We start from the raw sequence: 22,519 nt of genomic DNA on the forward strand, positions 1-22,519 counted from the left end.
AGAGAGTGCCTGGTCTTTTATTATTCATCATATGGCCGATATTTTTTTCGGAGCGATTCAAGTTCATCTTTTTTCTCCAACAGTACACTTTTCAAAAACATTTTAGGTTGTTCTTTAGCTGCTTTTAACTTTCCATCTTTCATCAATTGTCCGAGTCGAGCTTTCGATATTTCTAAGACCTCAGCGGCTTCTGCTGCAGATAATAATTCAGTATTTAAAAATTCGAGAAGTTCTTCGGTAGTTTCGAAGTTGTAAATCATGGGATCACCTTTCTTTCGAAAACGCAAACAGTATTAGTCTTGTAATGTGAATTATCATTGTGAGTCCAAAAAGGGCTAATAATACATAATCAAATGTTGAAGGACTTTTAAAATCAACATATTTGATTATTATAGCTGTACTTGCAATTAATAAAGCAATGTTAGTATAACCAATTCGTTTTAGTATTCTTTTCATTCATGTAAGTGGATGTGATATAATTTGATTGAGAAGGAGGGGGTTAACCTCCTTCCGTTGTTACTTGCGACGTTTCTTCTTTGCGGGAGGGCGTCGCTTTTTCTTTGTGCCTTGCATCATGTCGTAAATGTCTTTCAAGCCTGATGTGAAGGCTTTGAAAGTTGTTGCGACAAGCGCTACTGTTGCAAGGACTTTTTGAAATTCATCCACTCTTGTTCACCTCCTTTCTATACTTTTATTATACAATACCTATTTAAAAAAGTAAATAGATATTTATATTAACTTTGCTTATTTTCTATTTTATTCCCTCCATTTTAAATCAATAAAATCACTAACAGCCTCGCTTATTCTTGTTACTGGCGTACCTACTTCATCCATGACATGAGCAAGTAATGAAGCCCATGAATGATGAGATTCCCCTTGTTTATTTACATATCTTAATATCTCCTTGAACTCTCTCATTTGTGACTCAGATAATTCGTGGCGTAAAAATTCTTTTATATATGCATTTACACATCTCACTTCACTCATACTCATTTCCAATAGAATCGCAGTAGCTCTGGATACTGTACAATCTAGCGCAAATGCCAATAATGCTACCTTGGCATACTCGTTTTGTGAGAGCCTCATTGTTATTCTTTCGCCATATCCATTTAAACGTTTTTCTACTGATTTGTTAGTTATATGACCACGAAATATAGTTGTATCAAATAATAAATCTCGTTTAAAAAATTTGGACAAATATTCAATCGAGCGACGATCATTAATAACCAGCATACAAAGTGCTGGACATACATCTTTAACCGGCAGGAAAGTGATGCCTGATAAACGATAAATTGTATCTTTTAAATCTAATTCAACAGTTGGCTTTACATCCCGTTTTTTATCTATACGTTGACCTCTTCCACCCTTTTCAACCATTTCATTCACCCCAAATAGCAGATTATTTTTAGGACAGTGTCTTTGTGTCCTTAGCCCACACTTCAATTTATTGTATTTGCCACTAGTCTAGAACGTTTAAAATTTTTTTGTGTTGACCAGACTCAGAGTAAATAAATAATGAGGTGATGTTTTTATGAATAGTGCAGAAGAAAAAAAACGCAAAATTATTGAGGGTGTAAAAAAACAATCAGAACGTTACAACTTCCCTACTTATCCAAACAAAAAGAAATCTAATAAGAAAAAGAATCGAGAAAAGTAATTATATTTTCGGTTCTCAATTTTTAATGAATTTTAATTTATTTTTGTTAAATTAAGATAAATTATTTATTTAGATTATCTAATAAAACTCTTAGAATTATTTATTTAAATTCTCTAATAAAACTCTTAGAATCATTTATTTAAATTCTCTAATAAAACTCTTAGAATCATTTATTTAAATTCTCTAATAAAACTCTTAGAATCATTTATTTAAATTCTCTAATAAACTCTTAGAATTATTTATTTAAATTCTCTAATAAACTCTTAGAATTATTTATTTAAATTCTCTAATAAACTCTTAGAATTATTTATTTAAATTCTCTAATAAAACTCTTTAATCTTAAATTATCAAAGCTTTATCCCTTGATAAAAATATACAAAACCATTATTATATGAGATAGTTAGTATTAATATTACTAAAATATAATTTATATCTAATATTAAGTCTTTAAATTTAGAGTTAAATTAAATTAAAAAGAGAATTAAAAGAGATAAAATTAATTAGTAATATTTTTTAAAGAAGTGCATATAATTTATGTTTTAAAAAATTAATAAAATAAATACTAATTTCACTTGTCAATTAAAAAAGTCAATGTTACTATATTAATAGGTTTAGAGATAAAAATAGAATTTAATTTCTATTAGGAGAGTTCTATACTCCGTAAAGTTTTTTAGTAAATAGAATTATAAAACCCTCTAAAGTTAGAAAACTTCTAAAAAAAAGAGCCAATTAGTTATCTCACTAACTAATCAGCAAATTTTTAAACTTATTTTTGATTTTGATCTTTTAACCATAGATAAACCATTATTAAAAACAGAAAAGCAAGTAAATTCCAGTTATTTAAGTATAAGACAAAATCTTTGACACTTTGATTAACTGATAAAAGGTCATTACTGATTCCTGATTGAATATGGATCATATATCCATACGCACAACAACCAATTAGATTGACTAAAAACGAAATTAAATCTTTATCACTTGAGTTCATATGATTTCTCCTTTCTGCTAAGAGAAAACCTTTAATTTTCCGCAAAAAAATTAAAAACGTTTCCTTAACGCTATATTATTGCTTCCCTGCCAGGAAGTAATGTAATTTTCTCACAACATGCTATAACATTAGTATAATTGGATTCTATTACATTTGTATTTAGTATATTGGAATATACGTCCATTTGTCAATTGAAAATTCGATTTTTCAACACATTTCGCTATATTGCAATGTGTTATTTTACTTTTCTAAAAATTAAGTCGATATTAAAAATACTATTTTCATATGAAAATAGTGTTTTTCTTTTCGAAACACATGTTATTTAAATAATAATAAGATATATTTAATATCATTCTTAATGCGTAGCCCCTTTAACAGACGTACTTATAGTAATATGACAAGCTCATGATTAGCATTACTTGTAACTTGCACATATAGAAGGTCGGACTTTTATTTAAAACAGAAAAGTCCCTAGAGCTATATATGAACAATTGCATATAGCTCCGATCACATAAAGGACTTTCTACAGTTCTCGTATATACCTCGATACAGTAGACTGAGAAATGTCTAAACGCTTTGCAATTTCATTTTGTGTTAATTTTTTTTCGTAATACAAACGTAAGATTTCTTCTTTGTAATCATATTTTTTATCAAGCAAAGGCAGTCTAGTATGAATAGTTACTTCTCCAAGCCCTTCCTCAACTGTATAGGTTTCAAATTCTCCGTTTCGCTTACCACTAATGGTTAAGGTTTTTGTTTGTTTGTCTTCCTTATAATGAAGTGAGCGTGAACCTTCCTCATAATTACTAAAGTTGGACATTATGGTCGACAATATATTATCGTTTTTTGGGGGCATTCCTGAAATTTTTGTCAGTTCGTTATTCCTATCGTTCTTCTTAAACATATTCATTCACCTTTCTTACAGATATTGATAATAAAAATTATAATATCATATTTCTTATAAAGATTAAAAAGTGTAATCGAACTAACACGATGATTTTAAATTCAATTATATAAAACCATCGTTTTATGTACATACAAATAACAAACACAATAATCGACATCGATTATCCGTTAAATTAGCCATATTTGTCTTTTTACTCGTCTATAATTATAATTATATAAAACGTTTGGTTATAGACAATAAAGGTGCATTTCATGAGAATTATTGGATATGCACGTGTTAGCACCGATGACCAGAATTTAGATATGCAACAATTGGCCATTGAAAAATATGCCGTTGATAAAAATTTGGAGCTTGTTATGTATGTAGAAAAAATTTCGAATAGAAATGATGAAAGAACGGAATTACACCATGCAATGAAAGCAGCTACTGCAGGTGATCTGTTTGTTGTTTTTAAATTGGATCGATTAGCAAGAAGTACAAAAGAGCTCTATCAACTAACAGAGGAATTGAAAAATAAAAATGTAGATTTTGTTAGTATCAATGATGCATTTGATACTTCGACACCAATAGGTAGGGCTATGTTCGGAATGTTGGCTGTATTTGCAGAGTTTGAAAGAGACATTATTCAACAACGGACCAAAGCAGGATTAGAGGCAGCAAGAAAACGGGGGCGCATTGGTGGTCGTCCAGCAGTGGACGAAAAACAAAGCGTCATATCATCACACTTTTTAATGCTGGTGAGAGTGCTATTGATATTGCTAAAGAATTTGGAATAGCGCGGAGCACTGTGTATAAAGTCTTAAAAACTAGCCTTTAGGGCTGTGGATAACTAATGAACGAGATGAATCCCTTTTTATTGTAGTGAACATAGTTCCCTTTTCGAAAATATAGAGAGAAATTTATTATAATTATTCTGTTTTTGAGCAATTGATGTTACAATTATTGTAACTAAAGATGAAGGGACGATGGGTGGCTAATGATTAACTAATCTTATTTTTTGCACATGAAATGTATATTTCAATGAACCAAAAATAGGATTAGTCTGCCCATTTTCCATAAGTGCAACGATATAGGTTTAACGCCGACTATCGTTAAACGCATACTTAAAACGCATATTTTCCCGCTAGAAATTCTTTAGTGGGGTATAGCTTTTTTTAGTATTGGATCATCGCATAAATAAGGCTCTACGTTGGAGCTTTTTTATGCATGATATTTCGCGACTAATCCTTCCAAAATAATTGGAGGGATTTTTTTTATCCCTCTATACGGAGAGGAACGGATGTAATGAAAGAACTTTTAAAAATACAAAATGTACAGTATGAAGTGAGTGACACAGTTATTTTTGATAATGCGACCGCTACAGTAAAACAGGGTGAAGTCATTGGCATAATCGGTAAAAATGGTGCTGGAAAATCGACATTATTACAGCTCATTCAAGGCATACTAACTCCTACAAAAGGGCAGCTATTGTGGTTACAGCGAATCAACATTGCTTATGTAGAACAAGAGCAAGCAGCTATTGAAAATTGGGAAGTAAGTGCAGAGGAAGCAGATTTACTAGCGAAATGGCATGTGCCAAACACAGAGTTTACCGCTTTAAGTGGTGGCGAAAAGCTGAAAAGACGACTAGCAAGAGGCTTTTCACAACATGCGCAATTACTATTGTTAGATGAACCGACAAATCACTTAGATGAAACAAGTACAGCACTGCTAATCGCCCACGTAAAAAAATATGGCGGTACAATTATTGTCGTGTCCCACGACCGTTATTTTTTAGACGAAGTTGCCACAAAAATATGGTCATTGGAAGACGGAAAACTGATAGAGCATAGTGGTCATTATACAAGTTATATAGCGGCACGAGAGCAACAAAGGTTAGCGCAGCAACGTGCATATGATAAACAACAGAAAAATATTGAACGTATTGAAGCACAGATGAATGAGCTTTCTTCTTGGTCGCAGAAGGCACATGCGCAATCGACTAAGCAAGAGGGTGTAAAAGAGTTTTATCGAGTAAAGGCTAAACGAATGGATGCACAAGTAAAATCAAAGAAAAAACGCTTGGAAAAGGAGCTAGCAAAAACGAAAGTTGAACAACTTAAGCAAGAAGAGGAAGTGCGATTTTCAGTAGAGTCAAACCAACGGGTAGGAAAACGATTTTTAGAGTGTAAGCATGTAACAAAATCTTTTCAGCATCGTCTTATATTTAAAGATGTAACTATGACGATTAAATTTGGTGAAAAAATTGCTATTACTGGCCCAAATGGTAGCGGGAAAACGACTTTATTGAAAGTGCTGACAGGGCAAGAAAAAGCAGATGGCGATATATGGATTTCTCCTGCTGCCAACATCGGCTATTTAACGCAGGACGTATTTGATTTGCCGCTTGAACTGACGCCAGAGCAATATTTTTACAAGGAGACGTTCGAGGAAAGAGGTAAAGTCCGCAATGTCATGAAACATTTAGGGTTTACAGCAAGTCATTGGACAGCACCTATTAGCAATATGAGTATGGGTGAGCGTGTGAAGTGTAAGCTTATGGCATATATACTAGAGGAAAAAAATGTTCTTATTTTAGATGAGCCAACGAACCATTTAGATTTGCCTTCAAGAGAGCAGTTGGAGAAAACATTGGAGTTGTATACAGGTACATTGCTCGTTGTATCACATGATCGTTATTTTTTAGAAAAAACGACCAACATTGTTTGGGAGCTTAAAAATAATGGCATTGAGAAAAAATGGAGAGAGAGCGCACCGCCACAAGTAAATGATACGAGTGCACTACGACTAAAGCTTGAAAATGAAAGACAAGAAATACTCGGCAAACTTAGCTTTCTAACTGCAAAGGATAAGGAATATGCAGTGCTTGATCGAAAGTTTAATGAATTGACTAAGCAAATTAATGATCTTCGCTAGTTTCACGTTTAAGAGAGAAAAGAGTGGGGAAAATAAACTTGATTCAACAAAAATTCTCCACTTTTATAATGTGGGGAAACCTAGCTAATGTCACAAGCTTTTAGAGCAGGATTGAAAAAACGCCAAAACCGTTATTGATATAAAGCCAAAAGAGGGGTGTCTAGATGAAAAAATTACTTTTTACAAGCTTACTCACAATTAGTATGCTAAGCGCATGTACTACAGATGAAGAGAAAGTGAGCGAGCAAGACCATACACAGCAAGACCATACGCAAGAAGAGCAGCAATCGAATGAAAATGAGAATGCTACAACTGAAACTAAATCTGAAGACACTGTATCTTCTATAACGCAAGCAGAAGCATTGAAAACGATAAAAGAGCAGCTTGGAACAGAATTAGCGGTTGTTATGCCAAATAACCTTCCGCTAACAAAAGGGACTTTTCTAACGGCTACAACAACAGGTTCAGACAAACAAGCAGAAGTTCTTTTTCTAGAAAGTAAAGAGTATATTCCTGTTAATGATGTGAAGCTGAAAAATGCTTCTAATGCAACGCCAATTGCCAAGCTTACTGTAAAGCTATTCGACAGTATAGATGAGGCAAGCGAACAGATTGCTTATGAAGATTATAGTAAAAATGGCGGGCAACAAGTACCGCTCGGATACAATATTAATGGCTATCAGGATGCAGGTGCTGGCTCGTTATGGACTGGCTGGAATGAGGGGAGATGGGCATTAGCAGCCCGTACCCGAACAGATAACCCAGCCGCTGGAGTAGACCTAGCGAAACAAGCAGTAGAATATTTAGAATCCCATACGCTTCCGATTCCACATGAAAACGGCATGGTGCATTTAGACGTTTATGAGTCAGGAAACTTAATCGTATGGCAGGATGGAAAGCTTGTCTATACACTTGATTCGATAAAGGATCCAATGAAGGCACTAGCAATTGCAACAGCCTTTAATCAATAAATAAAATTCCTTGAGTGGCAATCCGCTCAGGGAATTTTTTTGCTGTTTACTTTTCAGCTTCATGTATTAGTAGCGTATATTCTGCTAACCTTTTTTGCCATGCTTCCATTGGAAATTCTCCAGGCACTGTGTCATTTAACAAATCAGACAGGAGTTCTAAGCAAATATGCCATCCCGCTAAATCTTTAGGCGTATGATCAGTCAGCTGACCGATTTTTTCGTGCAATACTAATATTGAACCATCACTAGTCGGTGATAGCTCAAAGCGTACACTATCCTTGCCCCATTCAAACTCCAGTACCTCCTGCTCAATATAATCCGTAATAGCGATGTCTATAAAGGCATCAGTTCCGTCATTCATATTGAAACGCATTTTACCATTCTTTTTAGGCTCAATCATTTCTAAATTGCTCATCCATTTTTGAAGTTTGCCATTCTCTGTTAGTACCGCCCAAACTTCGCAAATTGAATGTGCCAGTGGGCATTCAATTTGCGCGATATAGCCGGTTTGGTTTTTGTGAATTGTAGCGAGCATAAATATCCTCCTTGAATTTAAGGTCTTTCAAATTGTAGTACTAAATAATCTTTCTAGACTAATTAAGTTTTAAATAAAATTGTGAGAATACTGTTCTTTAGCTAATATTAGATGAAAAGAGGAGGAATGGAAATGGATTATCAACAAGCTTTAACACATTACATTGAAGCAACAAATACACATGATTTTAACAACGTCAAAGCGCTATTACACCCACAAGCAGTTTATTGGTTTACTGATCAAACATGCACAACGCTAGAAGAGATAGGAGCTTATTTCAATCGTGCATGGCACGTCATAAAAGATGAAGTTTATCGGGCGACAAATGTTCAGTGGCTTACTGCGGATGCAACTACCGCTACATGTATTTATACATACCATTACGAAGGATATCATAATGGCACATTTGTATCAGGGAGCGGGAGAGCGACAAATGTTTTTACTGTAGTAAATAATGAATGGAAGCTTATTCATGAACATTTAAGTAGCTAACGCAGTTGGCATTAGGCGCACCCTTTTTAATCTAGCTGTGCCGCATAAATGCGTGAACTTTCTCCCCAAGGATGGTAGCCAGTACCGATATGTGAAAAGCCATAGCGTTCATATAAGCCAATATGATCTGTACAAAGATAAAGTTGTGGAAATCCGTGTCGCTGGGCATCCTTTTTAGCTTGCTCTAATAGCAATGCTCCGTATGCATGCCCGCGATGGCTTTCTTCGATATACACCGCACATACCCAAGGATATAAATCCATACGACTAATAAAATCATTCGTTACTAAACCTGCACAGCCAATAATTTCATCATTATCCATTAATAAATACCACTGCGGAAGTGGTGCTTGCGCATTAATGCAATGTGAAATGCAGTCCTCATAGAGCATCATACTTTCCTCACTTGCCCATTTGCTTTGTATATAGCGGGTCGCCAATTCAGCATAGCTAGGCTCCTGCCGTACAGAAATAATTTTCATACTCACACTCCTTTGAAAAATAAATGCATACAGTTATTATTGTAATAAATGGAAACATTAATAAGCAATAATAAACTTATGTCAGGGGCAATAAAGGTGCAAATTAGATCCGCTGATATACATGATATCAAAGCTTTAACTTTGTTGATGGAGCAGCTTGGCTATCCAACGACAGAGGAGAAAATGACGTTAAGATTTCAAGCTTTAGCAGCAAATCCAAGTTATCAACCATTAGTTGCAGAAATGGATGGCCACGTAGTTGGGATGGCAGGATCGTGACATAGCTTATTTTACGAGCATGATGGATGTTATGTACGAATTCAAGCCTTTGTCGTAGATCATCATTATCGTAGAAAGGGCATTGGACAGAAGTTGCTCGAAGCGATAGAATACTGGGCAGTGGAACAGCGTGCTTCTGCACTTGTGTTAAACGGTGGTAATCGTGAAGAACGAAAGATAGCATACCATTTCTACAGACAATAAGGCTTTGAAGGAAAATGTACCGGTTTTAATAAGCAATTAAAATAGAGATATATCAAGGGGTTTGGTTGAATGGAGCGGTTACTAACAGAAAGAGATTTAATAACTTTAATTGAGTCAGATAGATGGATGATGGAAATTTTACGCTGTGTCGAGCAGCTACAATTACTGGACGGCTGGGTATGTGCTGGATTTATTCGTTCAAAGGTGTGGGATTATTTGCATGATTATAAAGATAGAACGCCATTAGGTGATATTGATGTCATTTATTTCGATAATCATCATAATTCAGAACAACTAGAGAAGCAATATGAACAGCGATTATTAGAACTCTTACCAAAAGAACCGTGGTCTGTGAAAAATCAAGCTAGAATGCATGTCGTAAACAATAGTAATCCGTATCAATCTTCCGTTGATGGCATTGCGCATTTTCCTGAAATACCTACAGCGATTGGCGTACGGCTTACACAAGGTGCACTAGAAATTGCAGCGCCTTATGGCATACAACAATTGCTGTCGGGTATTGTTGCGCCTACACCTTATTTTGATGAAAAGACTCAATTGCATGACATTTATCAAAAGAGGATACATAACAAACGATGGCAAAATATTTGGCCAAAACTAGTATTTGTAACATCAGTATAGCTAAAGGGGCTGACAGAATTGCATCCAGAAAAGAAGCAAATACTTATGCATTATGAAAAATCTATACTGTGGCTAGAGCAACTTTCGCATGTTTCGGACAAGCAGTGGCGTTCACCAATACAACAGGGGAAGTGGACAGTTGCCGAAGTGATTGGACATTTAATTCCGTGGGATGAATTTGTATTGCATAAGCGCATTCCATTTCTATTTTCAAAAGAGCAGTTACCTAAGGGGCCCGATGTGGAACAGATGAATGCTGAAGCAGCGAGTAGTAGTCGTTTACTAAGTATGGAGCAAACATTACAAGCGTTACTGAATAATAGGTGTTTACTGTTAGATGCCCTTGCGCTTTTACCAGATGAATTGTGGCAGCAGAGCTTTAAAATAGGGCACTCTGAGCTTACACTTTACAGTTATTTTTGTGGCCTAGTAGAACATGATTTGCATCATTTTTTACAAATCCAAAATGTTATAGGTGAGATGGAATGGAAATAAATATAAATCAAATGATTGATTATTATGCACAGGCAACTGTGAATTTTGTTGATATTTTTACGAATAAAATGGACCCAGATCGAAAGGATATCGGGCGTACAACAGCGCCAGGAAAATGTGGTTTAGTCTTTCCACTGGCAGGCAGTGCGTCTTTTAGCTTTAATGGTACTCCTTATATCATGGAGCCTGGAATGGTTGTTCATGCGGGGCCACAAATGCCAATAGAGATACATACGATTGGTGATAAAGTGTGGGAGTATGCGGTAGTCCATTATCATGTACCTGCAGACGAGGCGGCTATTAATCCATTAGCAACACAGCATTTCTTAATCAATACAGGTGAAAACTCAAAAATTATTAATCTAGTACAACAGCTAATAGAAAGTTATGCAATGCCAGGTAGTATGGCAACATTTAAATCAAAGTCGATATTTATGAATTTAGTGGAAACGATTTTAATTTCGGCAAAAATGAAGGTTCTTGATACAGCAAATGAAATGATGGAGCAGGTAATACAATACATTCACGAGCATTATTCGAAACCATTATCAGTGTCTAAAATTGCACAGGAATTCGGTTTGGAGCGTCGAAGATTTGCATATCTTTTTGAACAGCACACAGGTATGAATCCTAGTAGCTATTTAACAGAATATCGCATGCGACGGGCAAAGGACTTGCTACGATATTGCGATTCTACAGTAACTGAGATTGCAGAATGTGTAGGCTATGTTGATAGCTTTTACTTTAGCAGGGTATTTAAAAAATGCACCGGAATGTCTCCATCAGCATATCGAAAAATAATGATGGAAGAAGCTTAGGGGGACGAGAGAATCGCCGATAAAAGCCAGTGAATCGCCAGTAAGATGAGAGAAATCGCCGATAAAAACTCGTAAATCGCCAGTAACGACACGGGTATAGCGAAAAAGTGTTAGATTGATTGCGGTCAATCTAACACTTTTTTTCTTATGAATCAGCATCTTTTTTTAAAATAATTTCGGCAAAAGTCCATATAGAAAATAAAATTGTCCATTCACAACTATTTTTCTCTTTGGTAGGATAGTAATCGTAAATGATAATGACTATCAATTAAATAGCTAATTACTATTGACTTATAAATGAAAATGATTATCATTATCGTAAGTAGATGAAAATAATGAGGAGAGATTCATTGTGAATAAATATATCAAAATGTGTGCACCTGCACTTTTAGCACTATCCCTTGCGGCTTGTGGTACTGATAAAGAGGAGTCCACACCTGTCAAAAACGAAGCAGCAGAAACAAGTACAACTGAAACACAAACAGAACAAGCAAAAACACAAAGCATTACATATTTAGGTGAAACGTATGAACTGCCTGCAAAGGTGGAAAACATTGTAGCTGCAAGCTTAGAATCAATGGAAGATGCTGCAATGCTTGGTATCAAGCCAGTTGGTGTACTTGATATTGGTGGCAAAATTCCATCATATCTTACAAAGGAATTAGAGGGTGCAACACTAGTAGGAAATAAAATGGAGCCGAATGCGGAGGCAATTTTAGCACTTGACCCCGATGTTATTATCGGTACTTCAAAATTCCCTGAGGAAACGGCTGAAAAATTAAATAAAATTCAAACAATGATTCCTTACTCTCATATTTCAACAAATTGGAAAGAAAACTTAACACTTCTTGCACAGCTTACTGACAAAGAAGATGATGCTAAAAAAATTATTGCAGATTATGAAGCCAAAGTAGCGGACGCTCAGGTTAAATCAAAAGAGCAACTAGCGGACAAGGAAGTATTAATTATTCGCTTACGTGGCGGCGTAATGTATATTTATCCTGCAGGCGTTTACTTAAATCCTGTGCTGTATGAAGATTTAGGTGCTCCAGTACCTGAAATTTTAAACGCGACAAAAGCGCAAGCAGAGCTTTCACTTGAAACGTTAGCCGAGATCGACCCAGACTCGATTTTCCTACAATTTGAGGAATCTGAAAATACGGATGCACCGAAAGCATTAGAAGATTTACAAAAGAATCCGATTTTTGCAAGCTTAAAGGCAGCTAAAAATGAACAGATTTTCGTCAATGCAATTGATCCACTTGCTCAAGGAGGTACTGCTTGGTCTAAGGTTAAATTCCTAGATGTTGCAGCGGAAAAATTACTTAAATAGAAGAAGTAGGCTGGTAGTAGAATTGGTGCAAGCACCGGGCTATTACCAGCCTTTTATAAGATAAAGATTAAATAGAAAAAGGTGTGGCAGTTGAAAAAAACAAACATAGTATCATTTTCTATATTAGTAGCTTCACCTTTCTTAATTGCAATTGTGGCTTTAATTTCTGTCATGTACGGTACAAAGGATATTAGCAGCTTAACCGTATGGCAAGCACTTACGGCATTTGATGCTGGAAATATTGATCATCAAATTGTTAGGACTAGTCGTATTCCTAGAATTTGCGCCGTATTACTAGTAGGTGCGTTTTTGGCAGTAGCCGGGGCGGTTATGCAAGGTATTACTCGAAATTATTTAGCATCACCATCATTGATGGGCGTTAATGATGGCTCCGCATTTGTCATTACATTGGCGCTTGTGTTCTTTCCAGGACTTCCAAATTACCAAATGATTTTACTATCTATGCTCGGCTCTGCAATGGGAGCAGGTATCGTTTTCGGGTTTGGCTCTTTAATACGGAATGGGCTTTCCCCAGTTCGATTAGCAATTATTGGAACAGTAATAGGGACATTTTTGAGTAGTATAGCGACAGCAATAGCAATGTATTTCCAAGTGTCGCAAACGGTTAGTGCTTGGTATAACACTAAGGTACATACAGTAGACAATGATATGCTCATGCTTTCAATACCTTTCGGATTAATAGGCCTTATTCTTGCATTATTATCGGCAAGAGCTATTACTATCACCGCATTAGGCGACGATATTGCCTTAGGTCTTGGTCAAAAAACAAAAGCAGTAAAAATTGTTAGTATGCTTGCAGTTGTATGTTTAACAGGTACAGCGGTGGCACTTGTCGGAAAAATAGCTTTTGTTGGGCTTGTTATTCCACATATTACACGTTTCCTTGTTGGTGTTGATTATCGCTTTATTATTCCATGTGCAGCGGTAATAGGAGCATTTTTCTTAGCACTGTGCGATGTGCTCAGTCGTTATGTAAATTATCCATACGAAACGCCAATTGGTGTATTAACAGCGCTAGTCGGTGTCCCATTCTTCTTATACTTAGTTCGTAAGCACGGAGGTGAAAAGCATGCATAAAAAAACTTCCCGTGCAGTCATTACGACTGTCGCTATCCTTCTATTATTTATATTAGGGGCAAGCTATCTCCATATTACGAATGGCGTTTTTGATATGTCAGTATTAGATGTACTAAAAACACTTTTACGTATTGAGCCAAACCCGAAATATGATCTTGTTATTTTTGAATTTCGTTTACCTCGAATTGTAATAGCAGCACTTGTTGGTGTGGGGCTAGGCATGGCAGGGGTTGTGCTGCAGGGCATTACACGAAATGGCTTAGCAGACCCAGGAATTTTAGGTATTAATGCTGGAGCGGGTGCAGCAGTAGTTATTTTTATGTTTTTCTTTCAATTCCGTCTTGTAACAGCGGATATTAGTAGCTGGTTATCTATTTTAATCATGCCGATATTCGGTTTTGTGGGCGGTACGATGGCCGCAGCTTTAATTTTTTCGTTTGCCATGAAAAATGGCCACCTAGATATGCAGCGACTGATCTTAACAGGGATTGCTATTAATAGTGGATTTGGTGCATTATCGCTATTTCTATCGTTGAAAATGAATGCGCAAGATTATGAATCGGCAGCAGTTTGGATGGCTGGTTCTATTTATAATGCCAATTGGATTTTTGTCGTGTCGATGTTGCCATGGCTCCTATTGCTAGGTTTTTATGTATATCGTAAATCGTATTTACTCGATTATTTTCAACTGGAAGAAGACAGTATTACAAGCTTAGGCATAGCGCTAGAAAAAGAGAAAATTAAATTATTATTGGCGAGTGTAGGCTTAGTGAGCGCCTGTGTATCTGTCTCTGGAAGTATTGGTTTTATTGGATTAATGGCGCCACATATTGCTAAACAACTTGTCGGTATTCAACATCGTTATGTAATGCCGGTGAGTGCCCTAATAGGTGCATGCCTGCTTGTATTCGCGGACTTTATTGGTAAAACTGTCTTTGCACCTTCAGAGCTAGCAGTTGGTATTGTTGTTTCAATTATTGGTATTCCGTACTTCTTGTATTTACTAGTGAAGTCAAAAGCATAGGAGGAAGTAGTGTGCAAACTGCATTTAGAATGGAAAATCTGTCTTCAGGTTATGAGCATGTTCGTGTATTTGAAGGATTGAACTTAACGATAGAAGAGGGAAAAGTGACAACTATTATCGGTCCTAATGGTTGTGGAAAATCTACCTTATTAAAAACAATAGGACGTATTTTAAAGAAACAACAGGGAACGGTTTATTTACAGGAACAAAATATGCAAAATTTGTCGACGAAAGAAATTGCGAAAAAGTTAGCAATCCTATCACAGACACCAATTGCACCAGGACAGTTGAAGGTAGAGGAGCTAATTGCATACGGTCGTTATCCACATCGTAATAATGTCAATCGCTTAACGAAAAAAGATGAAGAAATGATTGAATGGGCCTTAACGGTCACAAATACATTGGAGTATCGCAACCGAGAGCTTGCACAGCTTTCTGGAGGTCAACGCCAACGTGTTTGGCTAGCAATGGCATTAGCACAAGAAACGAGCATTTTGCTGTTAGACGAGCCAACAACTTATTTAGATATGGCGCATCAGTTAGAGGTTTTAGATATCGTAAAAAATTTAAATGAACAACACGGCTGTACGATTGTCATGGTTTTGCATGATATTAACCATGCAGCAAGATATTCTGATCATTTAATCGCTATGCGTCAAGGTGTTATTGTGGAAACGGGAACACCACAGGAAATTTTATGTGCGGACGTCATGCGTAAAGTGTTCAATATTACGGCAAGAATTATGGAAGACCCAGCAACAAACACTCCTGTATGTTATGGCTATGATGTTTTAAAGGAGGAAGATAAATGACTGTAGAACAAGCAATTAACGTAACAGATTTTATTTCTTATGAAATGAATTCGAAGTTTACTGATTATACGTATACAATAAACATCTATGTACCTCAAGGGGAAAAACCTCAAGGCGGCTTTCCAGTTTTATATGTATTAGACGGATCGTCATACTTCAATTTGGTGAAGGAAGCAATTCGCCTGCAAAGTCGTAATGCGCCCAAAACAGGCATCGTACCTGCTATTGTCGTCGGAGTAGGGCATGGGGCTGATATGCATGAACGACGTTTTTATGATTTTACAGCACCAGCCGAAACGTATAGCTATCCTGCAAGATTTAAAGGAAATGGATATGATAAGCATGGAGGTGCAGTGAGTTTTAGTCGCTTTTTACATGAGGAATTAAAGCCACAAATTCAGCAACAATTCCATGTAAATGAACAGCATCAAACTTTATTTGGGCACTCTTTAGCAGGCTATTTTGTGTTGTGGCAATTATTGAATGAAAAACATAGTTTCCAACGTTATATAGCTATTAGTCCTTCCATCTGGTGGAATGAACATGAATTGTTCCATAAGGCAAGCGTATTTATGGAAGAGCACAAGCAAGTGAACGAACAATTATTTATCGGTGTAGGGGAACTTGAAACATTTATGGTAGATGACGGACGACAAATGGCCAATGAGCTAATGCAAGTAATGAGTATTGAATTTTATGAAGCATTGAATGAAAATCATGCGTCTGTCGTACCCACTGTAATGAGTAGAGCAATACGTTTTGTGAATAAATATTAATTCAGTAACCGCATTATCTTTGGTAATGCGGTTTACTTATGGATAAAAATGCAATAATATGTATTTATAATTAAAAGGATGTGACTTAGATGGGAATTATTTTGGCAAATAGTAAGGATGCACAAGTAGTGCATAAATTAATGCTTCAGGCTTTTAAAGAATATGAACATGCAACGCCACCATCCAGTGCATTAAGTGAAACGGTAGAATCAATTGAACAGGCGCTCAATAATGGCGAGCAAGCGTTTATTAGTTATATGGAAGATCAACCTGTAGCAATGGTTCGATTTACGTTGAGTAATCAAGGCATTTATTTCTTTCGGTTATCTGTAGTTCCAGAAAAGCAAGGGCAAGGTTTGGCAAAAGCATTAATAGTTGAACTTGAAAATTATGCACGTGCACAAGGGAAAATGATTAGTGAATGTAAAGTCCGTATGAATGTACCACGTAATATTGAGTTATACCGCTCGTTAGGATATGTTATCACTAAAGAAACGATAGGAGAAAATCGTAATGGCTTTTCTCTTCCGATTGTAACAATGGAAAAGAAACTTTAGGGGGAGTGCATTTGAAGAAAAGAATAGGCTGTTTGCACGCACACTATTCCAATATAGACTACATAGAGCAGGCATTTAATAGCATACATGAATTAGAGCTTGAGCATTTTGTTGATCCGGGACTTATTCAGCATGTGGCAAAGGGTACTAGTGGTTTGTCATTAAAGGTGAAGGAGCAAGTAGAGTGGATAGCAAGTTGTAATGTCGATGCCATTTTAATTACATGTACAAATTATATTGCGTTGTTAAAGGAAGAAGAGTTGTCATTATCTATTCCAATTATTAAAATAGATGAACCCTTTTTTCAATCACTTTGCGAAGTGACGCAACCACAAATAATACTTTTTACAAACCCTGCAACGGTGGATGGCACGATGGAGAGACTCTACCAATATGCTAAGCTCCATGATAAAGCGATAGACGTTCAGGCGAAGGTTATAAACAATACATTTGAGCTTATTATGCAAGGGAAAAAGCAAGCATACAACAATGCAATTATACAATATTTCCGGGAAATAATGAGCGAAGGTCGGCTAATTTCTGTTGCCCAGCTATCGATGGTCGAAGCGGCACAACAATTTGAAAAGGATTTCGGGATTCCAATTATACATCCTTTGAAATTATTAGTTGGATTTGTTATGAAATAGGAAAATCGCCGATAAAAATGCCCGAATCGCCGATAAAAGTCGAGCAATCGCCGATAGAAGTGCTCAAATCGCTGATAAAACTCACGCAATCGCCGATAGAATTTTAAATTTAAATGAAATGAAACTTCTAAATTGGTAGTATAATGAAATTAGAAAGAGAAACGGGGGCGAGCTAAATGAACGATTTACGATATCCGATTGGACAATTTCAATTTCCAGAAGTAGTAACGGCACAGCAAGTACAGAAATGGATTGATGATATCCGTCTATTGCCGAGGCAATTAGCGGAGGCAATAAGTGGAGCAAGTGAACAATCATTAGCGAAATCCTACCGAGAGAATGGTTGGACTGTAACACAATTGGTCCATCATTTGGCGGATAGTCACATGAATAGTTTTATTCGCTTTAAATTAGCTTTAACCGAAGATACACCGACTATTAAGCCATACAATGAAGAGGATTGGGCAGTGCTTCCGGATTCTGATATGCCTGTCGCCACTTCCTATAAGTTACTTGAAAGTTTACATGAACGTTGGGTGTATTTGCTGACAAGCTTAACGGATGAGCAATTACAACGGGCTTTTCAGCATCCAGACAACGGGCTAATGACGCTTGAAAAAGCACTCGCTCTCTATGCATGGCATGGAAAGCATCATCTTGCCCATATACAAAATGCTCTTGCAAAATAAATAAAAAAGGCGACTTATCCTCACTTCTGAGGAAAGTCGCCTTTTAAAATTTTGACTATTCAAATGTGTGTGGATTTTTTAGTCGAATAAACTGGGACGTTAAAAAATAATTTATTGAATTGTAATGCCAGCACTTGCTGTACCAGTAAGTACTTGTGCAACAGCTACACCAGCTGTAGTCATAGAGTAGATCATTACTAATTTGTCACCAGCAGTGACTGGAACTGGTGCAAAACTGCCTGAACCAAATGCTGTAGTACCTATTGCTATTAAGCCTGTAAATGGTGGAGCTAAATTAACAGTAGCAGTTGTAGCTGTATACACCGTGCTTCCAGCAGGCGCACGATAGATTGTAGCAGTAACAGTAGTACTACCAACTAAAGTAACGGCAAGCGTAGCAGAGAATGATGCAGAAAGGCCTGTAATACTACCTGCGCGTGGTACAGTAAATGCCTCTGTTAATACGCCAGATAAATCAACTGTTTCTCCAACGAGCGTAACACCAGGAATTGCAGTACCGAATCCAATAAGGGATGGTGTAGCGATTAAACCAGTTACTAAAGAAGTTAACACAACAGGTGTAACCCCAGAAGAGAATGGAATAATGGAACCGTTAATAACAGGTTGTGATGGAGTGATACATGCAGCATCAATTGCTAAAAATGGGCCGAAATTTTGGCATTCCATATTGTTTGATCTAGATGAGCAACCACATCCACTATTAGACATAGGGTCAAATAAGAACATATTTACACCTCCTTTCTTCATTATTCTATTCATAGAAGAATAAAGAAAAAGGGCTATCAACTACATTCATAAAGCTATTTTTACAATACAAGAAAAAGAGAAAAATGCCTGTAAGTGCTACGGGTTAGTCTATTGTCTACTAGTGAAAATTTGAAAAACCACTATTACATGTTCACCGTGCTTAAAAGTTATTAAACGATACTTGCAAGCAGAATTCTAATATTATTGGACGTAAAAAAGTCCAATATGTATTTTTGGATACTTATTGGACATTTATCTATAGGAATAATGATGGTTGATTGTATAAGGTTTAATTGTTTTTCCTCCGAGAATTTCAAGCTAATTGCGTCTCCGAAATAGATTAAAAAATAAAGAATTTTTTTCTTTCTTCACTTCTTCCTCCACTACTTCTTTTATATCTTCAGTTTGGTTATTGAACTCCATTTGTGCAATGCTTTCTTCCTTTACTAGTTCTATGTTTTCATTCGATACGCTTAAAGAAGAAGGCTCAGCTTGAATAATTGAAGATGTAGGAACTATAGAAGTAGAGGTTTCTGTTATGTCCAAGTCACTTGCGTTAGGAGCGGAGGTTTCTGCTATGTCCACGTCGTTTGCGTTAGGAACAGAGGCTTCTGTTATCTCTAATTCATTTGCGAGAGGAGCAGAGGCTTCTATTATCTCCAAATCATTTGCGTTAGGAGCAGAGGCTTTTATTATCTCTAAGTCATTTGTAGTAGGAGCAGAAGCTTCTGTTATGTCCGAGTCATTTGTGATAGGTGTAGGGACTTCTTTTATTTCCAATTCATTTGTGGGAGGAGCAGAGACTTCTGTTATGTTCATGTCAGTAGCAGTAGGAGCAATAGCTTCCGTAGTCTCCTCTTTTGCTATAGGAGCTGTTAAACTATTTGCTTCTACAACGCTTACTGGGATTCCTTGCGTGTCTGCTGCATTTTTAAAATGAAAAGTTGATTCTGCTGTGGTGTTTCTATATAAACCGTTATAAATCTGACTTGGGTGTGTATTGATTGATTGAAAATAGTGCTGGTTAAAATGGCGTTCTTCTTGTTTTTGTACAGGATTATTATTAGGAGGAAAAGGTACTCCATTGTTCATATTAAAAGCTTTACCAGCCAAATCTTGAAGGAATTTATAACTTGGTTCAGTGGTAGGTAATGGTGGTTGTACAGTAGTTTGTTCTATTTTTTCTAGAAGTTTTCTCGAAGGAAGGGCTATATTTTTTACTGAACTTTCAACAACATTTGTTGGGAAATTGTCTGTTGGTATATTGGTTTCAACGGTTATTAATTTATTTAATACGGCTAAAATTTCTTGATTCATTTCCTCAATTGCTTGATTGAGGGATTCAATATGAATAGAAAGCTGTTTGACTTGCTCTTCATATTCTTTAATTTGCATACTGTGTTTACCATCAATTGTTTCTGTGAGTCCTTCTAAATGTACAATTTGTTTTTTAAGATCCTCAAACTCATTTTTCATAAATAAGTAATCCTCGATTGAAGTACCCATTTTTAATGTTGTTAACGTTTCTTTATAGCTATCAATTTTTTCTTTTAATTTTTCAATGTCTTGAGTGGAGTACAACTTTGAATCTTCCATTGCATTTCACCCCTTTCAGTCCATTAGTATTTTATTAAAAAACCCCACTTTCTGTTACAAATCATTTAATCCAACTCGAAAGGGGAGAAAAGTGTTCTTTAATAGTAAATAGCAATAACACTTGTTGAATAATTATCATGGTAAATTATTTGTTAGCCCATGCACTTAACGCTAAAAATCATATGCTACAAACGAAAGATAAAAAACTTATGGAGGTGTCAAAAGGATGCAAGATAATATGCCATCCCAGGCGCGCGAACTAATTTGTATAAACGTCGATAAAGTATATGACTGGATTGTAAAGGAAATGTCATTTGATATTTCTCCAACTGGTGCAATTACCTTCCCAGGCGTAACACCGGCGACGGTTTTAACAGGTGCAACTGTCACATGTAGAGTAACTCCGGCTGCGACAAACCCAATCGTAATTTTAAATCGTGAGAACCGTCAATTTTCTATTGATGGAGCAACAGTTTGTCTACAACACTTAAATATTCAAAAGAACTTCATTCTTACGATTGTTGTTACTTTACCAACTGGAGCTGTATTAACAAGTAGTGAGATTCCGGTATCACGTTGTGAACAAGTTACATTATGCGCACCTCAAGGAACAGATGTAGAAATCCTTTATACTGATTTAGATTGCTTCGTGTGTACAACGGGTACGCTTACTGCTGGTACTGGAACAATTACGTTTTCTGCGTTGACAATAACAGTAGCAGTTTGTCAAAGTATTCAATCTACATTCCCAGTTACTGTGGAATTCTTAGCGAATTACTGCGAGCCAAGAGCAGATTTACCATTCTCATGCCCGTCTACGGTTCGTCCAAAGCAATGCTCCGTTATTTTCCCAACTATGGGTTAAGAGTGCTAACACATAAACATATGTCATACCTTAAAGAGAGGGTTATCCTCTCTTTTTTTTATTTTTGTTACATATTATATAGGCAAGGGGGCACTAATTATGAGTACTCATAAAGATTCTGTCGAAGAAAAAATAAAGAATCTTAAAGAGCAAACGACGTTTTATGTCCGTGAAATAAAAAAGCTAGTGGAGGAACAAAATTTTCAAAAAAATGTAAGTGTTATTAGTTATTTTACGACTTCTCTTAATATTTCTTATGATTCAGAACAGGAGAGTCTATGTCTTGGTTCTTATCATATTCGCAATATAGGTAATCAACCAATAACAAATCCTTATTTGTGCATAAAGCTACCTGAAGATTCCCCGTTTTCCTTCTCAGGTAGATATGTATATGAGCATTTTAGTCAAAATTTAAAAACCGCGGGTAGCTGGGAACGAATAAATGATAGCTCTAACAATACAGAATTTTGGCTTAAACCAATAGGCGAAACAACAATTGAACCAAATGAGACGATTTCATTTACTAATTTCCAAATTAAATGGTCCCATAATTTATCCTATGCTGGTACAATAACGGGCTTTACATATTGTGATGAGCTACAAGACGGTGTCTTCGTACTAAATCCTATTAATCTCAATGGAATTAACGTTGTACAGGAGGATCAAGATGAGTGAAATAGAAGAACAAAAACTAGAGGCAGGTTTAGAACAAATCGTTCGTCATTTTATGAAGGATCAACTTAGTAATGTCACGGACTTTAGAAAGGGGGGAGATAATAGCTTTGCATTTCTTGAAAAAAGTACGTTGCATTTACTGCTTTCCTATTTATTATCTGGCGACAAGAGAGCACCAGAAGAGAATATAACTGGACAGTTTGAATTGCATCTCATAAAAGAACTTGATGATTTACTAGCTGATAATAAAGTGCAATTTGAGGAAATAATAGATTATTTGAAAAGCTAACGTG

30 protein-coding genes and 1 pseudogene are annotated in these 22,519 nt (G+C 36.1%); 22 read left to right on the top strand and 9 right to left on the bottom strand.

Going from position 1 to position 22,519, the window contains the following annotated elements:
- Nucleotides 1-20 precede the first annotated feature (20 nt).
- From ACIP9G_RS19325 to ACIP9G_RS19335, 3 genes are all read right to left on the bottom strand, one after another.
- The gene (locus tag ACIP9G_RS19325) at nt 21-260 is read right to left on the bottom strand and encodes a helix-turn-helix domain-containing protein (RefSeq protein WP_401021518.1); all 240 of its coding nucleotides are present in this window, start codon (nt 258-260) and stop codon (nt 21-23) included.
- A gap of 256 nt (nt 261-516) precedes the next feature.
- On the bottom strand, nt 517-666 hold the full coding sequence (locus tag ACIP9G_RS19330; protein ID WP_401021519.1) for a hypothetical protein: 150 nt from the start codon (nt 664-666) through the stop codon (nt 517-519).
- A 90-nt stretch (nt 667-756) separates the two neighbouring features.
- Complete coding sequence (locus tag ACIP9G_RS19335; protein ID WP_401021520.1) at nt 757-1,377, bottom strand: hypothetical protein; 621 nt, start codon at nt 1,375-1,377, stop codon at nt 757-759.
- Between the two features lie 154 nt (nt 1,378-1,531).
- Here ACIP9G_RS19335 and ACIP9G_RS19340 point away from each other — a divergent pair, with 154 nt between their 5' ends.
- Nucleotides 1,532-1,657: a hypothetical protein gene (locus ACIP9G_RS19340; RefSeq protein WP_401021523.1), complete on the top strand. Its 126-nt coding sequence runs from the start codon at nt 1,532-1,534 to the stop codon at nt 1,655-1,657.
- 766 nt (nt 1,658-2,423) lie between these two features.
- Here ACIP9G_RS19340 and ACIP9G_RS19345 read toward each other — a convergent pair.
- A complete protein-coding gene (locus ACIP9G_RS19345) occupies nt 2,424-2,645 on the bottom strand; it encodes a hypothetical protein (protein ID WP_401021526.1) in 222 nt (73 codons plus the stop codon).
- A gap of 523 nt (nt 2,646-3,168) precedes the next feature.
- Nucleotides 3,169-3,549, bottom strand: a complete 381-nt coding sequence (locus ACIP9G_RS19350) for a sigma factor-like helix-turn-helix DNA-binding protein (protein ID WP_401021528.1) — start codon at nt 3,547-3,549, stop codon at nt 3,169-3,171.
- Between the two features lie 254 nt (nt 3,550-3,803).
- Here ACIP9G_RS19350 and ACIP9G_RS19355 point away from each other — a divergent pair, with 254 nt between their 5' ends.
- The 4 genes from ACIP9G_RS19355 to ACIP9G_RS19370 all read left to right on the top strand — a co-directional run bounded on the left by ACIP9G_RS19355 (nt 3,804) and on the right by ACIP9G_RS19370 (nt 7,439).
- Nucleotides 3,804-4,328, top strand: a complete 525-nt coding sequence (locus tag ACIP9G_RS19355; RefSeq protein WP_401021529.1) for a recombinase family protein — start codon at nt 3,804-3,806, stop codon at nt 4,326-4,328.
- Complete coding sequence (locus ACIP9G_RS19360; protein WP_401021746.1) at nt 4,301-4,369, top strand: helix-turn-helix domain-containing protein; 69 nt, start codon at nt 4,301-4,303, stop codon at nt 4,367-4,369. Before ACIP9G_RS19355 ends, ACIP9G_RS19360 begins: the two co-directional genes overlap by 28 nt.
- A 467-nt stretch (nt 4,370-4,836) precedes the next feature.
- Nucleotides 4,837-6,468: a ribosomal protection-like ABC-F family protein gene (gene abc-f / locus ACIP9G_RS19365; protein ID WP_401021532.1), complete on the top strand. Its 1,632-nt coding sequence runs from the start codon at nt 4,837-4,839 to the stop codon at nt 6,466-6,468.
- Between the two features lie 164 nt (nt 6,469-6,632).
- Nucleotides 6,633-7,439 (top strand): hypothetical protein, encoded by an 807-nt coding sequence (locus ACIP9G_RS19370; RefSeq protein ID WP_401021534.1) that lies wholly within the window; start codon nt 6,633-6,635, stop codon nt 7,437-7,439.
- A 46-nt stretch (nt 7,440-7,485) separates the two neighbouring features.
- On the opposite strand, the gene ACIP9G_RS19375 is transcribed toward ACIP9G_RS19370, so the two are convergent.
- Entirely contained in the window at nt 7,486-7,974 is a 489-nt protein-coding gene (locus ACIP9G_RS19375) for an SRPBCC family protein (protein ID WP_401021537.1), read from the bottom strand.
- A 132-nt stretch (nt 7,975-8,106) separates the two neighbouring features.
- Between ACIP9G_RS19375 and ACIP9G_RS19380 the strand changes: the two genes are divergently transcribed.
- A complete protein-coding gene (locus ACIP9G_RS19380; protein ID WP_401021540.1) occupies nt 8,107-8,466 on the top strand; it encodes a YybH family protein in 360 nt (119 codons plus the stop codon).
- Between the two features lie 26 nt (nt 8,467-8,492).
- On the opposite strand, the gene ACIP9G_RS19385 is transcribed toward ACIP9G_RS19380, so the two are convergent.
- Nucleotides 8,493-8,948 carry a GNAT family N-acetyltransferase gene (locus tag ACIP9G_RS19385; RefSeq protein WP_401021542.1) on the bottom strand — a complete coding sequence of 152 codons (456 nt, stop codon included), beginning with the start codon at nt 8,946-8,948 and terminating at the stop codon, nt 8,493-8,495.
- A gap of 96 nt (nt 8,949-9,044) precedes the next feature.
- Here ACIP9G_RS19385 and ACIP9G_RS19390 point away from each other — a divergent pair, with 96 nt between their 5' ends.
- From ACIP9G_RS19390 to ACIP9G_RS19450, 13 genes and pseudogenes are all read left to right on the top strand, one after another.
- Entirely contained in the window at nt 9,045-9,227 is a 183-nt protein-coding gene (locus ACIP9G_RS19390) for a GNAT family N-acetyltransferase (RefSeq protein ID WP_340821873.1), read from the top strand.
- A 33-nt stretch (nt 9,228-9,260) separates the two neighbouring features.
- Nucleotides 9,261-9,431: pseudogene (locus ACIP9G_RS19395) on the top strand (GNAT family N-acetyltransferase); the annotation flags it as partial.
- Nucleotides 9,432-9,500: 69 nt separating this feature from the next.
- Entirely contained in the window at nt 9,501-10,073 is a 573-nt protein-coding gene (locus tag ACIP9G_RS19400; protein WP_401021545.1) for a nucleotidyltransferase family protein, read from the top strand.
- An 18-nt stretch (nt 10,074-10,091) separates the two neighbouring features.
- Nucleotides 10,092-10,568, top strand: coding sequence for a DinB family protein (locus ACIP9G_RS19405; RefSeq protein WP_340821875.1), 477 nt, complete (start codon nt 10,092-10,094; stop codon nt 10,566-10,568).
- Entirely contained in the window at nt 10,559-11,386 is an 828-nt protein-coding gene (locus tag ACIP9G_RS19410) for an AraC family transcriptional regulator (RefSeq protein ID WP_401021548.1), read from the top strand. Before ACIP9G_RS19405 ends, ACIP9G_RS19410 begins: the two co-directional genes overlap by 10 nt.
- A gap of 352 nt (nt 11,387-11,738) precedes the next feature.
- The gene (locus ACIP9G_RS19415) at nt 11,739-12,719 is read left to right on the top strand and encodes an ABC transporter substrate-binding protein (RefSeq protein ID WP_340821878.1); all 981 of its coding nucleotides are present in this window, start codon (nt 11,739-11,741) and stop codon (nt 12,717-12,719) included.
- 90 nt (nt 12,720-12,809) lie between these two features.
- Entirely contained in the window at nt 12,810-13,817 is a 1,008-nt protein-coding gene (locus ACIP9G_RS19420) for a FecCD family ABC transporter permease (protein ID WP_340821879.1), read from the top strand.
- Entirely contained in the window at nt 13,810-14,841 is a 1,032-nt protein-coding gene (locus ACIP9G_RS19425; RefSeq protein WP_340821880.1) for a FecCD family ABC transporter permease, read from the top strand. The genes ACIP9G_RS19420 and ACIP9G_RS19425 overlap by 8 nt, the downstream gene beginning before the upstream one ends.
- A gap of 29 nt (nt 14,842-14,870) precedes the next feature.
- Entirely contained in the window at nt 14,871-15,653 is a 783-nt protein-coding gene (locus ACIP9G_RS19430) for an ABC transporter ATP-binding protein (RefSeq protein ID WP_401021749.1), read from the top strand.
- A gap of 14 nt (nt 15,654-15,667) precedes the next feature.
- Nucleotides 15,668-16,429, top strand: a complete 762-nt coding sequence (locus tag ACIP9G_RS19435) for an alpha/beta hydrolase (RefSeq protein WP_401021751.1) — start codon at nt 15,668-15,670, stop codon at nt 16,427-16,429.
- An 89-nt stretch (nt 16,430-16,518) separates the two neighbouring features.
- The gene (locus tag ACIP9G_RS19440; RefSeq protein WP_401021551.1) at nt 16,519-16,986 is read left to right on the top strand and encodes a GNAT family N-acetyltransferase; all 468 of its coding nucleotides are present in this window, start codon (nt 16,519-16,521) and stop codon (nt 16,984-16,986) included.
- A gap of 5 nt (nt 16,987-16,991) precedes the next feature.
- Nucleotides 16,992-17,633: a hypothetical protein gene (locus ACIP9G_RS19445; RefSeq protein WP_401021553.1), complete on the top strand. Its 642-nt coding sequence runs from the start codon at nt 16,992-16,994 to the stop codon at nt 17,631-17,633.
- Between the two features lie 176 nt (nt 17,634-17,809).
- A complete protein-coding gene (locus tag ACIP9G_RS19450) occupies nt 17,810-18,322 on the top strand; it encodes a YfiT family bacillithiol transferase (protein ID WP_401021555.1) in 513 nt (170 codons plus the stop codon).
- 111 nt (nt 18,323-18,433) lie between these two features.
- Here ACIP9G_RS19450 and ACIP9G_RS19455 read toward each other — a convergent pair whose 3' ends face one another.
- Nucleotides 18,434-19,069, bottom strand: coding sequence for an exosporium glycoprotein BclB-related protein (locus tag ACIP9G_RS19455; protein WP_401021556.1), 636 nt, complete (start codon nt 19,067-19,069; stop codon nt 18,434-18,436).
- 339 nt (nt 19,070-19,408) lie between these two features.
- Nucleotides 19,409-20,686, bottom strand: coding sequence for a hypothetical protein (locus ACIP9G_RS19460; RefSeq protein ID WP_401021559.1), 1,278 nt, complete (start codon nt 20,684-20,686; stop codon nt 19,409-19,411).
- Nucleotides 20,687-20,912: 226 nt separating this feature from the next.
- On the opposite strand from ACIP9G_RS19460, the gene ACIP9G_RS19465 reads away from it, so the two are divergent.
- From ACIP9G_RS19465 to ACIP9G_RS19475, 3 genes are all read left to right on the top strand, one after another.
- Entirely contained in the window at nt 20,913-21,551 is a 639-nt protein-coding gene (locus ACIP9G_RS19465) for a BMQ_0737 family morphogenetic spore coat protein (RefSeq protein WP_340821889.1), read from the top strand.
- A gap of 99 nt (nt 21,552-21,650) precedes the next feature.
- Nucleotides 21,651-22,226: a hypothetical protein gene (locus ACIP9G_RS19470; RefSeq protein ID WP_401021562.1), complete on the top strand. Its 576-nt coding sequence runs from the start codon at nt 21,651-21,653 to the stop codon at nt 22,224-22,226.
- Nucleotides 22,219-22,515: a hypothetical protein gene (locus ACIP9G_RS19475; protein ID WP_401021563.1), complete on the top strand. Its 297-nt coding sequence runs from the start codon at nt 22,219-22,221 to the stop codon at nt 22,513-22,515. Before ACIP9G_RS19470 ends, ACIP9G_RS19475 begins: the two co-directional genes overlap by 8 nt.
- The last annotated feature ends 4 nt before the right edge of the window (nt 22,516-22,519 follow it).

Origin of the sequence: Lysinibacillus sp. NPDC093197 (genome assembly GCF_044754025.1) — a bacterium.
In the GTDB taxonomy this organism is placed as follows: Bacteria; Bacillota; Bacilli; order Bacillales_A; family Planococcaceae; genus Lysinibacillus.

What these genes read in the sequence shown, in the direction of transcription:
- ACIP9G_RS19340 (WP_401021523.1), top strand. Translation starts at nt 1,532, where the DNA reads ATGAATAGTGCAGAAGAAAAAAAACGCAAAATTATTGAGGGTGTAAAA.
- ACIP9G_RS19400 (WP_401021545.1), top strand. Translation starts at nt 9,501, where the DNA reads ATGGAGCGGTTACTAACAGAAAGAGATTTAATAACTTTAATTGAGTCA.
- ACIP9G_RS19385 (WP_401021542.1), bottom strand. Translation starts at nt 8,948, where the DNA reads ATGAAAATTATTTCTGTACGGCAGGAGCCTAGCTATGCTGAATTGGCG.
- ACIP9G_RS19465 (WP_340821889.1), top strand. Translation starts at nt 20,913, where the DNA reads ATGCAAGATAATATGCCATCCCAGGCGCGCGAACTAATTTGTATAAAC.
- ACIP9G_RS19450 (WP_401021555.1), top strand. Translation starts at nt 17,810, where the DNA reads ATGAACGATTTACGATATCCGATTGGACAATTTCAATTTCCAGAAGTA.
- ACIP9G_RS19375 (WP_401021537.1), bottom strand. Translation starts at nt 7,974, where the DNA reads ATGCTCGCTACAATTCACAAAAACCAAACCGGCTATATCGCGCAAATT.
- abc-f (WP_401021532.1), top strand. Translation starts at nt 4,837, where the DNA reads ATGAAAGAACTTTTAAAAATACAAAATGTACAGTATGAAGTGAGTGAC.
- ACIP9G_RS19440 (WP_401021551.1), top strand. Translation starts at nt 16,519, where the DNA reads ATGGGAATTATTTTGGCAAATAGTAAGGATGCACAAGTAGTGCATAAA.
- ACIP9G_RS19425 (WP_340821880.1), top strand. Translation starts at nt 13,810, where the DNA reads ATGCATAAAAAAACTTCCCGTGCAGTCATTACGACTGTCGCTATCCTT.
- ACIP9G_RS19410 (WP_401021548.1), top strand. Translation starts at nt 10,559, where the DNA reads ATGGAAATAAATATAAATCAAATGATTGATTATTATGCACAGGCAACT.
- ACIP9G_RS19370 (WP_401021534.1), top strand. Translation starts at nt 6,633, where the DNA reads ATGAAAAAATTACTTTTTACAAGCTTACTCACAATTAGTATGCTAAGC.
- ACIP9G_RS19335 (WP_401021520.1), bottom strand. Translation starts at nt 1,377, where the DNA reads ATGGTTGAAAAGGGTGGAAGAGGTCAACGTATAGATAAAAAACGGGAT.
- ACIP9G_RS19380 (WP_401021540.1), top strand. Translation starts at nt 8,107, where the DNA reads ATGGATTATCAACAAGCTTTAACACATTACATTGAAGCAACAAATACA.
- ACIP9G_RS19325 (WP_401021518.1), bottom strand. Translation starts at nt 260, where the DNA reads ATGATTTACAACTTCGAAACTACCGAAGAACTTCTCGAATTTTTAAAT.
- ACIP9G_RS19475 (WP_401021563.1), top strand. Translation starts at nt 22,219, where the DNA reads ATGAGTGAAATAGAAGAACAAAAACTAGAGGCAGGTTTAGAACAAATC.
- ACIP9G_RS19350 (WP_401021528.1), bottom strand. Translation starts at nt 3,549, where the DNA reads ATGTTTAAGAAGAACGATAGGAATAACGAACTGACAAAAATTTCAGGA.
- ACIP9G_RS19460 (WP_401021559.1), bottom strand. Translation starts at nt 20,686, where the DNA reads ATGGAAGATTCAAAGTTGTACTCCACTCAAGACATTGAAAAATTAAAA.
- ACIP9G_RS19470 (WP_401021562.1), top strand. Translation starts at nt 21,651, where the DNA reads ATGAGTACTCATAAAGATTCTGTCGAAGAAAAAATAAAGAATCTTAAA.
- ACIP9G_RS19355 (WP_401021529.1), top strand. Translation starts at nt 3,804, where the DNA reads ATGAGAATTATTGGATATGCACGTGTTAGCACCGATGACCAGAATTTA.
- ACIP9G_RS19455 (WP_401021556.1), bottom strand. Translation starts at nt 19,069, where the DNA reads ATGTTCTTATTTGACCCTATGTCTAATAGTGGATGTGGTTGCTCATCT.
- ACIP9G_RS19430 (WP_401021749.1), top strand. Translation starts at nt 14,871, where the DNA reads ATGGAAAATCTGTCTTCAGGTTATGAGCATGTTCGTGTATTTGAAGGA.
- ACIP9G_RS19345 (WP_401021526.1), bottom strand. Translation starts at nt 2,645, where the DNA reads ATGAACTCAAGTGATAAAGATTTAATTTCGTTTTTAGTCAATCTAATT.